At 68.9% G+C, this 13,591-nt stretch carries 14 protein-coding genes; 7 read left to right on the top strand and 7 right to left on the bottom strand.

Features of this window, described 5'->3' with window-relative positions:
* Positions 1-202: 202 nt before the first annotated feature.
* A complete protein-coding gene (locus tag ACSVDM_RS21660) occupies positions 203-1,063 on the top strand; it encodes an amidohydrolase family protein (protein WP_439267345.1) in 861 nt (286 codons plus the stop codon).
* Between the two features lie 3 nt (positions 1,064-1,066).
* Here ACSVDM_RS21660 and ACSVDM_RS21655 read toward each other — a convergent pair whose 3' ends face one another.
* Complete coding sequence (locus ACSVDM_RS21655; protein ID WP_067642066.1) at positions 1,067-1,549, bottom strand: DUF456 domain-containing protein; 483 nt, start codon at positions 1,547-1,549, stop codon at positions 1,067-1,069.
* Positions 1,550-1,675: 126 nt separating this feature from the next.
* On the opposite strand from ACSVDM_RS21655, the gene ACSVDM_RS21650 reads away from it, so the two are divergent.
* Positions 1,676-2,764 (top strand): CaiB/BaiF CoA transferase family protein, encoded by a 1,089-nt coding sequence (locus tag ACSVDM_RS21650; RefSeq protein ID WP_439267343.1) that lies wholly within the window; start codon positions 1,676-1,678, stop codon positions 2,762-2,764.
* Here ACSVDM_RS21650 and ACSVDM_RS21645 read toward each other — a convergent pair.
* The gene (locus tag ACSVDM_RS21645; RefSeq protein WP_067642068.1) at positions 2,758-4,254 is read right to left on the bottom strand and encodes a PLP-dependent aminotransferase family protein; all 1,497 of its coding nucleotides are present in this window, start codon (positions 4,252-4,254) and stop codon (positions 2,758-2,760) included. The genes ACSVDM_RS21650 and ACSVDM_RS21645 overlap by 7 nt on opposite strands.
* 61 nt (positions 4,255-4,315) lie before the next feature.
* Between ACSVDM_RS21645 and ACSVDM_RS21640 the strand changes: the two genes are divergently transcribed.
* The 3 genes from ACSVDM_RS21640 (at position 4,316) to ACSVDM_RS21630 (ending at position 6,114) form a co-directional block, all read left to right on the top strand.
* Entirely contained in the window at positions 4,316-4,567 is a 252-nt protein-coding gene (locus tag ACSVDM_RS21640; protein WP_439267342.1) for a hypothetical protein, read from the top strand.
* A gap of 49 nt (positions 4,568-4,616) precedes the next feature.
* On the top strand, positions 4,617-5,189 hold the full coding sequence (locus ACSVDM_RS21635; RefSeq protein ID WP_439267340.1) for a methylated-DNA--[protein]-cysteine S-methyltransferase: 573 nt from the start codon (positions 4,617-4,619) through the stop codon (positions 5,187-5,189).
* Positions 5,190-5,295: 106 nt separating this feature from the next.
* Positions 5,296-6,114: an alpha/beta fold hydrolase gene (locus ACSVDM_RS21630; protein ID WP_439267339.1), complete on the top strand. Its 819-nt coding sequence runs from the start codon at positions 5,296-5,298 to the stop codon at positions 6,112-6,114.
* Positions 6,115-6,179: 65 nt separating this feature from the next.
* Here ACSVDM_RS21630 and ACSVDM_RS21625 read toward each other — a convergent pair whose 3' ends face one another.
* The 3 genes from ACSVDM_RS21625 to ACSVDM_RS21615 form a co-directional block, all read right to left on the bottom strand.
* Entirely contained in the window at positions 6,180-6,473 is a 294-nt protein-coding gene (locus tag ACSVDM_RS21625) for a hypothetical protein (protein ID WP_439267337.1), read from the bottom strand.
* Between the two features lie 363 nt (positions 6,474-6,836).
* The gene (locus tag ACSVDM_RS21620) at positions 6,837-7,679 is read right to left on the bottom strand and encodes a hypothetical protein (protein WP_439267335.1); all 843 of its coding nucleotides are present in this window, start codon (positions 7,677-7,679) and stop codon (positions 6,837-6,839) included.
* A 220-nt stretch (positions 7,680-7,899) separates the two neighbouring features.
* Positions 7,900-9,189 carry an adenylosuccinate synthase gene (locus ACSVDM_RS21615; protein ID WP_439267333.1) on the bottom strand — a complete coding sequence of 430 codons (1,290 nt, stop codon included), beginning with the start codon at positions 9,187-9,189 and terminating at the stop codon, positions 7,900-7,902.
* A 230-nt stretch (positions 9,190-9,419) separates the two neighbouring features.
* Here ACSVDM_RS21615 and ACSVDM_RS21610 point away from each other — a divergent pair, with 230 nt between their 5' ends.
* Together ACSVDM_RS21610 and ACSVDM_RS21605 are read left to right on the top strand one after the other, a co-directional pair.
* Entirely contained in the window at positions 9,420-10,079 is a 660-nt protein-coding gene (locus ACSVDM_RS21610) for a hypothetical protein (protein ID WP_245655461.1), read from the top strand.
* Positions 10,076-10,852 carry a site-2 protease family protein gene (locus tag ACSVDM_RS21605; RefSeq protein ID WP_439267331.1) on the top strand — a complete coding sequence of 259 codons (777 nt, stop codon included), beginning with the start codon at positions 10,076-10,078 and terminating at the stop codon, positions 10,850-10,852. Before ACSVDM_RS21610 ends, ACSVDM_RS21605 begins: the two co-directional genes overlap by 4 nt.
* Before the next feature lie 9 nt (positions 10,853-10,861).
* On the opposite strand, the gene ACSVDM_RS21600 is transcribed toward ACSVDM_RS21605, so the two are convergent.
* Both ACSVDM_RS21600 and ACSVDM_RS21595 read right to left on the bottom strand, forming a co-directional pair.
* A complete protein-coding gene (locus ACSVDM_RS21600; RefSeq protein WP_439267348.1) occupies positions 10,862-11,971 on the bottom strand; it encodes an FUSC family protein in 1,110 nt (369 codons plus the stop codon).
* Between the two features lie 75 nt (positions 11,972-12,046).
* Positions 12,047-12,481, bottom strand: a complete 435-nt coding sequence (locus ACSVDM_RS21595) for a DUF3151 domain-containing protein (RefSeq protein WP_225278312.1) — start codon at positions 12,479-12,481, stop codon at positions 12,047-12,049.
* Positions 12,482-13,591: the final 1,110 nt, after the last annotated feature.

Genomic DNA, 13,591 nt, shown 5'->3' with positions numbered 1-13,591 from the left:
TCCGCCGCGAAGCGGCGTAGCGGCCCGGCCGCGCGAACAGCGCTCGAAGCGCATGCGCCGCAGGCGCGAGTCTCGAGCGCTGTTCGCGCGGCCCCTCAGGGGCCGCGCTCGAGCGCGCCAGCGCTCCAAAAACACAGCCCAATACCGTCTGGGCGCAATACCCCGAAGCGCCGACGCTCCAAAAGTAGGGCATCCTGTACACGTGTTCGACGCGCATGTTCACATCATCGATCCGCGGTTTCCGCTGATCGAGAACGAGGGCTACCTGCCGGAGCCCTACACGATCGCGGACTATCGAAAGCGGATGGCGCACTTCGATGTTCGCGGTGGAGCCGTTGTCAGCGCATCGTTCCAAGGAACCGATCAGACGTATCTGAAGGCGGCGCTGAGCGAGCTGGGTCCGGAGTGGGTCGGCGTCACCCGGTTGGATCTGGATGCCGGTGACGACGAGATCCTCGAACTCGACCGGGCGGGCGTACGGGCGATCCGGTTCAACCTCAAACGCGCTGCCGCCGACATCACCCAGATGACCTTGCAGGCCCTGCGCGCCCACGAACTGGCCGGATGGCACGTGGAGCTCTACATCGACGGCCAGATGCTCGCATCGTTGCAGCCGGTGATCTCCAAACTGCCCGCCCTGTCCATCGACCACCTCGGGATGTCGGCCGAGGGCCTGCCCTACCTGCTGGATCTGGTCGATCGCGGTGCGAGGGTGAAGGCCACCGGCTTCGGCCGGGTCGACATGGACGTGGCCGAAACGCTGCGCCGCATCCACACCGTGAACCCCCGCGCGTTGATGTTCGGCTCCGATCTGCCCGGCACCCGGGCGGGCCGACCGTTCGAGGACGCCGATATCGACCTGATCTGCCAGGTGGTCGGCGCCGACATGCACGCCGTACTCGAGGACAACGCCCGCGAGTGCTACCGCCTGCCCCCGGTACGCAGGCCCGAGACCGAACAGGTTGCGGCCCAGGACAACCCGACCCTGCCGATCCCCCGATCAGCACTGCCCGGCGCGGGCGACGACAAGACCCGCCCGCTCCCGATCATCGAAAGACCCTGAGCCTCAGACGAACAGCGCCCCGGCGAGCCACACTCCCGACGCGACCAGCGCACCGAACAGCTCCACGAGCATCGACAGGCCGACACCCTTGAGCGCGTGCATCGTTGCGGGCCAGGCGGTTTCATGCGTCTTCAACCGCTGCAGTTCCGCCACGTACACGCCGAGCACGAACCCGATGAACAACCCGACCACGGGGATCACGAAGAAGCCGACGATGCCGAAGACGGCGCCGACGAGCAACGCCCGATTCGACACACCCGCCTCGCGCATCCGGCGCCCCGGCCAGGTGTATTTCACGACGCCCGACAGGATCAGTGCCACCGAGGCGATGGCGAACACGGTCCAGGCGCCCGCACCGCCGGTGAGGAACGCCCACACCGCGACAGCCGCGAAAATCAGGATCACCCCGGGCAGGATGGGCACGATCACGCCGATGATGCCGACCAGAATGACGAGGCCGACGAGGACCTCACCCCATACGCTCACTGCCGGGTTCCTCCCATATCGCGCCGAGTCGCGCCGGGCGAATTCTCCCGCATGGTCTACCGGTGCCGCCACCCCGGCGCTATTGTCGGATTGTCAATACCGTTCGACGACGAATGAGGTCACCACGTGAGCACCACCGGTCAGGGCCCCCTCGCGGGCATCAAGGTCATCGAGCTGGCCGGGATCGGCCCGGGCCCGCACGCCGCCCTGCTACTGGCCGATCTCGGCGCCGACGTGGTGCGGGTGCAGCGGCCCCGGCAGCTGCCCGGGTTCATCGAGCGCCCGCAGTGGCGCGGACGCACCATCGTCGAGGCGGATCTGAAGAACCCCGCCGATGTGGCCAAGGTGCTCGACCTGGTCGAGAAGGCCGACGTGCTGCTCGAGGGCTTCCGGCCCGGCGTCACCGAGCGGATGGGCCTGGGCCCCGACGACGCGCTCGCGCGCAACCCGCGCCTGATCTACGGCCGGATGACCGGATGGGGCCAGTACGGTCCGATGGCCGATCGCGCGGGCCACGACATCAACTACATCTCGCTCACCGGCGTGCTCAACGCCATCGGGCGCAAGGGTGAGCGGCCGGTGCCGCCGCTGAACATGGTCGGCGACTTCGGTGGCGGCTCGATGTTCCTGGTGACCGGTGTGCTCGCCGCGCTCGTCGAGCGTGCGACCTCGGGCAAGGGACAGGTGATCGATGCGGCGATGGTCGATGGGGCACTTGCTCTCTCGCACTTCGTGTGGGGCATGCGCGGCGTCGGCCTGTGGTCCGACGAGCGCGGCGAGAACCTGCTCGACACCGGGATGGCGTTCTACGACACCTACGAAACCGCCGACGGCAAGTACATGGCGGTCGGCGCGATCGAACCGCAGTTCTACGAGCAGCTGCTCGCCGGTCTCGGCATCGACCCGGAGGGCCTGCCCCAGCAGCTCGACCCGGACGGCCAGGAGCAGCTGCGCAAGCTGTTCACCGAGAAGTTCAAGAGCAAGACCCGCGACGAGTGGGCCGCCGTCTTCGAGGGCACCGACGCCTGCACCACCCCGGTGCTCACCTTCACCGAGGCCACGCGCAACGAGCACATCCGCGCCCGCGAAGGGCTGATCGAGATCGAGGACGTGGTGCAGCACGCGCCCGCGCCGCGGTTCTCGCGCACCCAGGGCGGCACCCCGACACCCCCGCCGAGCGCGGCGACGCCGATCGAGGACGTCTGGGCTCAGTAGCAGGTGAGCGGCTGGAGTGGGTCGGCGGCGCGCGGCGTGAGCGCGGTGTAGGCGGCGGCGATCGACTTCACGGCCAGCCGCAGGTCGGCTTCGGGGTGTGTGAACGGCAGTCGGATGAACCGTTCGAACGCGCCCTGCACGCCGAAACGTGGTCCGGCGGCGAGCAATACACCGTGGTTGGGTGCGGTGGCGGCCAGTGCGGTCGACACCGGACTCGGCAGCTGCGCCCATACCGACATGCCACCCGCGCCGGGCGCTATGTGCCAGTCGGGCAGCTCCTCGGCCACGGCCGCGAGCAGGGTGGCACGCTGGGCGCGCAGCTGGGCGCGGCGCCGGTCGAGGATGGGTTCGGCGTTCTCCAGCAGGTGGACGGTGGCCAGCTGGTCCATGACCGGGGTGCCGAGGTCGACGGTGGCGCGGATGCCGAGCAGCTTGGTGATGAGCGCCTGATTGGTGCGCACCCAACCCACGCGCAGGCCACCCCAGAACGACTTGGACGCCGAACCGATGGTGATGATCTCCGAGCCCTTCGCGAAAGCCGCGACGGGCGGCGGCATGTCGTCGTCGGAGAGGTTGAGGTCGCGCATCGACTCGTCGACGACGATGGTCATTCTGGTGTCGCGGGCGATGGCGGCCAGTTCGGCGCGACCGTCGGCGTCGAGCAGCAGGCCGGTGGGGTTGTTGAAGTCCGGCACGAGGTAGGCCAGGGTGGCCGCCGTCTGCCGGGCGGTACTGCGCAGCCCTTCCAGATCCCAACCGGCACTGGGAAATTCGGGTCGCAGCGGCACCGGGATGGGGCGCGCACCGACATCGCGGATCGCCTCGATCGCGTTCGGATAGGACGGATGGTCGATCAGGACGCGGGCGGCCGGTGAGGTGAGCACATTGAGCAACAGCCGAAGCCCGTGTTGCGCACCGAGAGTCACCAGGATCTGGTCGGGTTCGGTGGGCAGGCCGCGCGCGGTGTAGCGGCGGGCCAGCGCCTCGCGCAGCGCGAGCACACCGACCGGGTCCATGCCGTGGGTGCCGAGGTAGGCCGGAATGCCTTGCAGTGCCACCGAATACGCGTCGTGCAGTTCCGGCGGTGCGGACATGGCGGCGTAGGTCATGTCGATGGTCGGCAGCTCCGGCTGCGCCATCAGCGCCATGATGCCGCGTGCCGGGCGGGCACCGTCGTGCTGGATGCTCGGCGGCAACGCGACCGTGCTGCGCGAACCCTGACGGCTGATGAGGTAGCCGTGCTCGCGCAGCAACGAGTAGGTGGAGGTGATGGTGGTGCGGCTGACGCCGAGGGTGGCCGCCAGATCACGCTCGCTCGGCAGCGCGACACCGAGCGGGGCGCGACCGTCGTGGATCAGCAGCCGGATGGCCTCGGCCAGCGCCAGGTAGGCGGGCCGGTGGGGGCGACGCTCGTCGCCGTCGGTCTCGGGGTCACGCCACCGGCCGAGGTCGCGGGCCAGGCCCGCCGCGCCGATCACTCTTGTCGCCATAAAGTCCAGTATTCCGTGAGTGGCTATTTTTTGACAAGGCCAGTGGGCGGATTCTTGAGATATGACCACCTTCCTCGCTCTCGCCGTTGCCCTCGCCGTGGGCTATGCCGTCTACCATTTCGCCCCCAAGGAGGGGGAACTGCCGTTCTGGCCCTTCCAGGAATCACCCCATGACCGGGCCTTCGGCACCTACGATGACCAGCGCCAATACCGCGATCTCGAAGCCCTGCGCAGCCGCGGTCACAACGAACCAGTCCAGTCATCGGAAACTGGACTGGTTTCGAAGCCCGACAGTGGCCGTCTCGCCGCGTGAGCGGTGGGTCGGGCCGAAACCTGTCACCGGGGCGGCGCACACTGTGCTCATGAGTTCCGGAGCTGACTCGACACAGACCGGCACCGTGGTCGCGGCCCTCTTCGACACCGCCATCGGGCTGTGCGCCATCGCCTGGCGCGACGACACCGTCGTCCGGTTCGCGCTGCCCGAGGCCAGCGAGGAGCAGACGCTGGCCCACATCACCCGGCCTTTCGGCGGGCAACCGGTGACCGAAGGCGAGCCCGGCCCCGCGATCGTCGCGGCGATCGCCGGCATCCGGGCCCACCTCGCGGGTACGGTCGACGCGCTGCGCTGGATCGAGGTGGACCTGCCCGGCGTGCCCGAATTCCACCGCGCCGTCTACGCGGTGACCCGCGAGATCGACCCCGGCCGCACCCTCAGCTACGGCGACATCGCCATCCGGATCGGTGCACCCGGCTCCGCCCAAGCCGTCGGACAAGCCCTCGGCCGCAACCCGATCCCCCTCATCATCCCCTGCCATCGAGTACTCGCCGCCGACCACGCGCTGCACGGATTCTCCGCACCCGGCGGCATCGGCACCAAGGCGCGCCTGCTCGAGATCGAGCGCACACCGGGCTTCGGTGAACCCATGCTGTTCTGAGCGATGAATCGGGTGGGCCCGGACCGTCTGTTCCGAGGAGCCGGAGGACGGGCGCGCAGGGTCGCGTACCGTCGCACTGCGGTGGTCAGCTATCGAGAGGAACATCATGCAGACAGTCACGTCGGCCGACGGCACAACGATCGCTTACGACCGGGTCGGCGACGGGACCGCGGGGACGGTCATCCTGATCGGCGGGGCCTTCAGCTTCCGCAAGTTCAAGACCATGACCGAGCTCGCGCAGACGCTCGCCGACGACTACGACCTGACGGTGCTCAACTACGACCGGCGCGGGCGCGGTGACAGTACCGACTCCCCGGGTGTGTACGACGTGGCCAACGAGATCGCCGACATCGCCGCGCTCGTCGAGGCGGCGGGCGGGAAGGCGGCGCTGTTCGGGTGGTCGTCGGGCGCGGCGCTCGCCCTGCTCGCGGCGCGTGAGATCCCCGGTGTCACCGAGGTGGTCGCGTTCGAACCTCCCTTCGTGGTCGATGCGAAACATCATGTGCCGCCGAAGGACCTGGAAACGAAGCTGCATCCGCTGATCGCGGAAGGTAAGCGCGACAAGACGGTTCGCTACTACATGACCAAGGCGATGGGGATGCCCGCGCTGATGGTCGCCGTGATGCGAGTGACGCCGTTCTGGAAACAGCTTGCGGCCACGTCGGATTCGACGGCACACGACTGGGCCGTGATGAAGCCCTACATGCGCGGGCAGAAGCTCGACGCGGCCGAATGGAGCGGCATCTCCGTTCCGGTCCTCGTCCTCGCGGGCGAACGCACCGCACCCCTGCTCACCAAGGGTGCGAAGGCAGCCGCCGAGGTGGTGCCGAACGCCGAGTTCGCCGAACTCCCCGGCGTGAGCCACAACCCGAAGATCTCCATCCTCGCCCCCGCCATCGGCGAATTCCTCACGCGCGCACAGTGATCAATCGGTCTCTTTGCCGGTAGCCGACACCACGATCGCCGCCTTGTCGACGCTCACCCCGCGCGTCAGGGCGGCGGCGGATGGTCGCGGAAGAACTGGCACGGATCGCCGGCGAGGTAGCCGTCCATGCAGGCGAAGTAGGTCTGTACGCAGGCGTTGCTGACGCACCCGGCTGTGTACAGCATTCCCCGGATGCGCTCGTTGCGCTGTTGGGACGGGGCGAGGGTCTCGGCGGGTGGCAGGGCGGTGGTGGACAGCACCGGTGACGCGCTCGGCGGCGGTGCGGGCGCCTCGGGCGTCGAACACCCGCTGAGCACGCCCACCGCGAGTACCCCCGCCACCATCATTGTGCGCACCATCAACCACCTCCATCCGGACCATTCCCGACGCTACTCCCGCCCGCGGCGAGCACCACAGGTGCGCCGGAGAACGGGCACCTGGCCGCAGTTCTCCGCCGACCCACAGCAGGCGCCGCCGTCCCGAACTCGGACGGTTGATCACCACGGTCTGGTGGCGTTCGGCTCTCGGGCGATGCCGCCACCAGAGCGTAGTGATCGACTGTCCAGGTCGCGACGGGGGCGCTGAGCCGGTACGCGAGGGCGGTGTCCGCTGTAGAAGATCACGAAGGGCGGCACGGGGGGTCAGAGGCTGGCGCCGCTGCAGATGACGCCGACGGCGCTTCGGCCTTCCGTGCCCAACGGCCGGCGTGGGCCGATGGTGTGTCAGATGGTGGCACCGTAGCTGCTGCCTGCGATACCGCCTGCGACCGCACCGGCGGCCGCTGCCGGAATGCCGAGAACTGCGGCGCCCGCGGCCGCGCCGACGCCCGCCCCGATCGCTGCGCCCGCACCGGTGGACGCGGCGGTGGCGGCGGCAGCCGTGCCGAGCGCGACCACGGCGCCGATACCTCCGGTGGGGACCGCCGACGCGGCGGCGATGATCGCGCCCGCGGTGCCGGTGGTGACAGCGCCGACCACGAAGCCGGCGCCCGCACCGACAGCGGCACCCGCGAGTCCGCCACCGACCGCGCCGACGGCGGCCGCCGGGACACCGGCGAGGGCGGCCCCCGCGAGGGCACCGCCGACAGTCGCGGCGGCGATCTTGTCGGAGCGGCTGGGGTTGATGCCGATGGAGCGGCCCTGGGTGGCGATGGCCGCTTCGACATCGGCGGCGGCGGTGTTCACACCGTCGAGGATTTCGGCCGGAAGTTCCTCCGGAGCGGGGGCGGTGAAGTCACCCACGCGCAGAGTGCGCGGCGGCGGCGCGATCGGGGCGACGGGCTCGACCGGTTCAGGGAGGTGCAGTTCCTCGATCACGACGGGCGGCGCAGGCGTGGTGTATTCGGGCACCGGCCGCGTTTCCTGCGGTTCGGGCGCCAGATAGGCCAGCGAATCAGGTCCCTCGAAATCCCCGAGACTGGAACGCCCCTCCTCGCCCGGCATGTTCACTCCCGGCTGCTCCGGCACCTCATCGGTCACACCCGGCTGCGGCACGGCAAGGGCGACACCCGCACAGGCCACCGCGACCGCCATCGGCAACACTCCCGCGACCGCCCGAGCGCTCATCCGCCCCGTCGATCCCCACACATCAGCACACCGACGGACCACGTCGAACACCCACTCACACGCTAGAAGAAACCGGCACGTCCCCGCGCGCCGCAGCGACCATAGCGTTAGCCAGATGGATGCTCAAATCGATAGCGTGTCCGCATAGTCCGAGCGTGTCGGGGGGGTGGATACGACAAAGCCCGGCGCCGCTGCTGCGACGCCGGGCTCGCCGACAGAACTACGCCAGCACGTCGTGCCGAACGATCGTCTGGTCACGACCCGGACCCACACCGATGCACGAAATCCGCGCACCCGAGAGCTCTTCCAGCCGAAGCACATACGCCTGCGCATTGGTCGGCAGATCCTCGAACGTGCGGGCGGCGGAGATGTCCTCCCACCAACCCGGCATCTCCTCGTAGATCGGCTTGGCGTGGTGGAACTCGGTCTGCGTGGTCGGCATCTGCTCGACCCGCTCGCCGTCGATCTCGTACGCCACGCAGATCGGCACCGTGTCCAGCCCGGACAGCACGTCCAGCTTGGTGAGGAAGTAGTCGGTGACGCCGTTGACTCGGGTGGCGTATCGGCTGATCACGGCGTCGAACCAACCGCAGCGGCGGGCGCGACCGGTGGTGACACCGACCTCGCCGCCGTTCTTGGCGAGGAACTCACCGAAGTTGTCGAACAGTTCGGTCGGGAAGGGGCCCGAGCCGACCCGGGTGGTGTAGCACTTGAGGATGCCGAGCACCGTGTCGATCTTGTTCGGGCCGATGCCCGAACCCACCGCGGCACCGCCCGCGGTCGGGTTCGAGGAGGTGACGAACGGGTAGGTGCCGTGGTCGACGTCGAGCAGGGTGCCCTGCGAGCCTTCCAGCAGCACGGTCTCGCCCCGCTCGAGCGCCAGGTTCAGCTCGAGGCGGGTGTCGGAGATGCGGTGCTTGAACGACTCGGCCTGCGCGAGCACCTCGTCCACCACCTGCTGCGGGTCCAGCGCGCGGCGGTTGTAGATCTTCACCAGCACCTGGTTCTTGAATTCCAGTGCGGCCTCGACCTTCTGGGTGAGGATCTTCTCGTCCAGCACATCCGCGACGCGCACACCGACGCGGGCGACCTTGTCCTGGTAGCAGGGGCCGATGCCGCGACCGGTGGTGCCGATCTTGCGGTTGCCGAGGAAGCGTTCGGTGACCTTATCGATGGCCACGTGGTACGGCATGATCAGGTGCGCGTCGGCCGAGAGCAGCAGGCCGGAGGTGTCGACACCGCGCTCCTCGAGCCCGGCGAGTTCCTCGAGCAGCACACCGGGATCGACGACGACGCCGTTGCCGATGACGTTCTTCACACCGGGGGTGAGAATGCCGGACGGGATCAGGTGCAGCGCGAACTTGTCACCGTTGGGGAGCACCACCGTATGACCGGCGTTGTTGCCGCCCTGATAACGGACTACCCACTGCAACCGCTCACCGAGCAGATCGGTAGCTTTGCCCTTACCCTCGTCGCCCCACTGGGCGCCGATGAGGACGATAGCCGGCATTTCGGAGTCTCCTACAGATCGACAGCAGCACGCTTGTACTGCAGCTACCTGCCGTACTGAGGCGGTGGCCGGAGACACAGTCTAGCCGACGGCACTCGCGTGCCCTGTCCAGCGCCCCGACCCGCGCCCGGCGGACGTGCCATCATCGGTTACGGTTACTTGCCGGCAGGGGGATTGCCGCGCTCATGGGCGACACACCGTCGACCCGACCGAGGAGGGTGTACCGCAGTTTGAGTACCCACGTTCTCCGATGTGGTGACCTGCCGGTCCCGATCGCTCTCGCCTCACTCCCCACCACGCAGACCGAGCGGTTACCCGATGTCGGGGTGATCGACGAGTTGCTGCCGGTGCTGGCCGCCGACAGCCTGCCCCGCCTGATCGTGCTCGGCGACGACGCGGGCCTGGCGTCCGTGCTCACCCATCTGATGCGCACCGAACGGCTGCACGTGGAGATCGGCTACGTGCCGGTCGAGACCACTTATGCCTCGCGGGTCTATCAGACCGGCACCGGCAACGCGGCCGCCAAGACCGCGCTGGAAGGCCGGGCCGTCGAGACGCCGCTGATCCGCGACGACACGGGCACGGTGCTGGTGGGCCGGGCGAGCATCACCGGTGTCGAGGGCGCCAAGCTCGAGGGCGAGGCCTATGTCGACGACACTTTGCTGTTCACCGGCACGGTGACGACCATGCTGATCTCCCCGACGATGGCGATGCCGGGTGTGCGGGCGCGGGTGCGCAAGGGGCTGCGCAAACGTGGCTGGGTCGGCGGGCGCGCCGCCCAGCTGGGCACGCCGGGTGCGGTCGTGACCCGCGACGGGATCACCGCCGAACGCACCGTCCCCCGCTCGACCTTCTACCGCTTCGAACAACCCTGGCTATTGGTGCGATGAGTTACTCCTTTCCCAGCACCCGTGGCGCGGTGCGGCCGAGTCCGGTCTTCCTGCTGATCGTGGCCGTCACCGTGCTCGGTGGCGCGCTGGCGTGGGACGCCGACGTGACCTCGGTGCGCGCCAAGGTCGGCGTGTTCGTCCTGGTGGTCTTCGGCTGGATCGTGAGTTTGTGCCTGCACGAATTCGCGCACGCCTATGTGGCGTGGCGGGCAGGTGATCACGATGTGGAGGCGCGTGGTTATCTCACGCTGAATCCGCTGAAATACAGCCATCCGGTGTTGTCGATCGTCTTACCGCTGCTGTTCATCGCGCTCGGCGGAATCGGTCTGCCGGGTGGTGCGGTGTACCTGGACACCACCCGATTCCGTTCGGGCATACAGCGTTTGGTGAGCGCGGTCGGTCCGTTCTCGAATCTGCTGTGCGCGATCGTGCTGCTGATCGTGATCCGTGCGATGGGCTCGGCCACCGAACACGCCGCGTTCTGGTTCGGACTGAGTTTCCTGGCGTTCCTGCAGCTCACAGCGTTTCTGCTGAACATTCTTCCGGTGCCGGGACTCGACGGGTACGGGATCATCGAGCCGTCGCTGAGCTACCAGACGCGGCGCTCGCTCGACCAGTTCAAGCCGTACGGCATGCTGATTCTTTTCGCCGTCATCTTTTTCACCCCGCTCAGCCGGGTGTTCTTCGAGGCCGTGTACTTACTGTTCGATATTTCCGGCATCCCGCAGTATTGGGCGGGCAACGGCAGCCGGCTGACGCGCTTCTGGTACTGACAGCCTGGGTCAGTCCTCCGGCGGGACATACGGATTCGGCACGGTCGGCGGGAGCAGCGCGATCGCGGAGATGCGTTGCATTCCGCACACCACCATCAGGTCGACCACGATCGAACGAATCTGGGCGAACACCACATGCGCTGAAAGGCCGGCGCCCACAACGAGTTCCGGGCGCGCGTTCTTGGCGACGCTGCGCAGGCAGCGGGCCGCCTCGGCCTGGTCGGGTTGCTCGCCCGGGTCGGCGAGCATCATCTTGCGCACCACGTCGGTGGCGCCGCCGAGCTGGCGGAGCAGGTCGATCAGGCGCGGATCGAGCACCTCGTCGTCGCGGACGAGGGTGAGCGAACGGCGCAGCAGCACACGGGTATTGCGCACGGCGTTGTCGAGCGGGTCGGCGGTGGCCCGGATGCGGGCGAGGCGTTTTCGCGAATTCCAGTACAGCGGGGAGATGCGGCTCACCTCGCGGCCACCCTCGAGCGCGGAGCGGAGTCCGTCGATCTGGCTCTGGGTGGCGCGCACGGCGGTGAGCGCGTCGTGCACCTTGTCCGCACTCTGCTCGAGCAGACCGTCGGCGCACTCGGTCATGGATTTGCTCATCACGTCCAGCACCTGTGCGGCGTGCTCACGCGCGCGACGAACCGGATGCAGCGGGATGGCGGCCACCATCAACACACCGACGAGGCCACCGACGAGCGCGTCGATCATGCGGGACGGACCCGCGCCCGGAGCCTGGTTCAACGTGGAGACGAGCACGGCCGAACCCGCCGCCTGAATGGTCATGATGGCCCCGGAGTCGAGGAACACCGACACCGCCATCGCACCGCCGACGACCAGCGCCACCTGCCACACACCGGTGCCCACCTGGGCGATGAACAGGTCACCGATACCGATGCCGACCGCGACACCGACGACCAGCTCCACCGAGCGGCGGATCCGTGCGCCGAACGAAATGCCGATCGACACCACGGCCGCTGTCGGGGCGAAGAACGGCTCGATATGGCCGATCATGTCGTGGGCGATGAACCAGGCCAGCGCGGCCCCCAGCGCGCACTGGATGATCGGGATCGCCGACAGCCGCAACCGCTCGACCGATTGCCGGAACCGGCCGACGGTACTCACCTTCGCGGCCGCTACGACGGGCGTAGCGACCTCGACGAACGGCCTGTGCTCGCTCACCTGCGAACCGGTGACCGGCTAGTCGAGACCGAGTTCGGTGGCGGCGTTGGGGTCGCAGTCCTCGAGCAGGTCGAGGCAGCGGGCGTATTCCTCGGTCTCACCGATCACCTGCGCGGCCTTGGCCAGCGCACCGACGCTGCGCAGGAACCCCTGGTTGGGTTCGTGCGACCACGGCACCGGGCCGAAACCCTTCCAGCCGTTGCGGCGCAGCAGGTCGAGGCCGCGGTGGTAGCCGGTGCGGGCGAAGGCGTAGGCGGCGACGGTGTCGTGATCGACCTCGCCGTTGCTGCGCGCGAGCGCCGCCTCGGCGAGCTGGGCCCACGCGATCGACGCGGCCGGATGATCGGCGGCGACCTTCACGGGGTCGGTGCCCGCCGCGATGGCGTCTTCGGCGTCGATCAGTTCAGGGAGGAGGACCGGCTGCGGTCCGAGCAGGTCACCGAAGGAGGTCATGGGTTCATTGTGCACCGCCACGCCCACCCACCCCGCCACGGGTGATCGACGAACTCCCCCGCGCGCCGCGCATTAGGCTGGGCGGGAGTTCAACGTTCGAGCCTGAGCGAGGGGTACTAGGTGTCCGACCCGACCGACGAGAACAACCCAGCAGCCGAGGACCGTGGTCCCGGTGCGGCCGGGACACACCATGACGCCGACCCGTCGCCCGACGAGTCGACCCGCCCGGGTTCCGAAGCGCCGAAATCGGTGCCGCACGCGGTGACCGAGCCGGAGCGCGCGACCGCCGGGACCTCGGAGACTGTTGTCATCCGGCGTAGTGAGCTGCCGGGCGATCAGGGTGCGGGACGTTCTTACGGACCCGGGTTCCGACCTGCTGGTGGGCCTGGTGCGCCGCTGGGTCCTGGTGCGCCGCAGGGTCCGGCCGGGCCGCGGGTAGGTGGTCCTCAGGGGCCCGGTTCTCAGCGTGCCGCCGGTCCGGGAAATCGTCCTTCCCAGGGTGGGAATCCGATGCCGCCGGGAGCGGGCAGCGCGGCGGGCCGTGGTCCGAACAACCCCGGCGCTGCCGGGCGGCCGGTCGATGCGCCGGGGGCGAACGGTCCGGGTAGCGCTCCAGGAGCGAACGGTCCGGGAAGCGCTCCAGGGGCGAACGGTCCGGGAAACGCGTCCGGGGCGAACGGTCCGGGAAACGCGTCCGGGGCGGCTGGGCGTCCCGTGAACGGGCCCGGAGCTGGATCGGGCGGGCGACCAGCGAGTGGACCCTCGAACGATCGCTCGGGTACACCGGGGTCCGGTGACCCCAGGGCTGCGGGCCGGCGACCGGGGAACGCACCAGGGCCGAACGGGCCCAATGCTTCTGGCGCGCCCCAAGGAGGTCGGCCCGGACCGCAGCAGGGGCCAGGACGTGCGGCGCCGGTCGCGCGGGCAACGAATGGGCCTGCCGCACAGCGTCCTTCGGGTGAACAGGCAGGCGGTCGAGGTCGTCCCGGAGGCGTTGTCGAGAGTCAGCAGAGTTCTGCGGCTGGGGCACCAGCGAATCAGCCTGGACAGGGCGGCCACCCCGGTGGCGGCGAAGGTGATACTCGCGGCGGTAGTGGTGTGGGCAGTGAG

The organism is Nocardia sp. JW2 (assembly GCF_051843015.1).
In the GTDB taxonomy this organism is placed as follows: Bacteria; Actinomycetota; Actinomycetes; order Mycobacteriales; family Mycobacteriaceae; genus Nocardia; species Nocardia coubleae.
The sequence above is the reverse complement of the archived record's forward strand: the minus strand, read 5'-3'. Positions and strand labels throughout refer to the sequence as shown.

What these genes read in the sequence shown, in the direction of transcription:
- ACSVDM_RS21645 (WP_067642068.1), bottom strand. Translation starts at nt 4,254, where the DNA reads ATGGCGACAAGAGTGATCGGCGCGGCGGGCCTGGCCCGCGACCTCGGC.
- ACSVDM_RS21595 (WP_225278312.1), bottom strand. Translation starts at nt 12,481, where the DNA reads ATGACCTCCTTCGGTGACCTGCTCGGACCGCAGCCGGTCCTCCTCCCT.
- ACSVDM_RS21605 (WP_439267331.1), top strand. Translation starts at nt 10,076, where the DNA reads ATGAGTTACTCCTTTCCCAGCACCCGTGGCGCGGTGCGGCCGAGTCCG.
- ACSVDM_RS21620 (WP_439267335.1), bottom strand. Translation starts at nt 7,679, where the DNA reads ATGAGCGCTCGGGCGGTCGCGGGAGTGTTGCCGATGGCGGTCGCGGTG.
- ACSVDM_RS21635 (WP_439267340.1), top strand. Translation starts at nt 4,617, where the DNA reads ATGAGTTCCGGAGCTGACTCGACACAGACCGGCACCGTGGTCGCGGCC.
- ACSVDM_RS21625 (WP_439267337.1), bottom strand. Translation starts at nt 6,473, where the DNA reads ATGGTGCGCACAATGATGGTGGCGGGGGTACTCGCGGTGGGCGTGCTC.
- ACSVDM_RS21640 (WP_439267342.1), top strand. Translation starts at nt 4,316, where the DNA reads ATGACCACCTTCCTCGCTCTCGCCGTTGCCCTCGCCGTGGGCTATGCC.
- ACSVDM_RS21615 (WP_439267333.1), bottom strand. Translation starts at nt 9,189, where the DNA reads ATGCCGGCTATCGTCCTCATCGGCGCCCAGTGGGGCGACGAGGGTAAG.
- ACSVDM_RS21630 (WP_439267339.1), top strand. Translation starts at nt 5,296, where the DNA reads ATGCAGACAGTCACGTCGGCCGACGGCACAACGATCGCTTACGACCGG.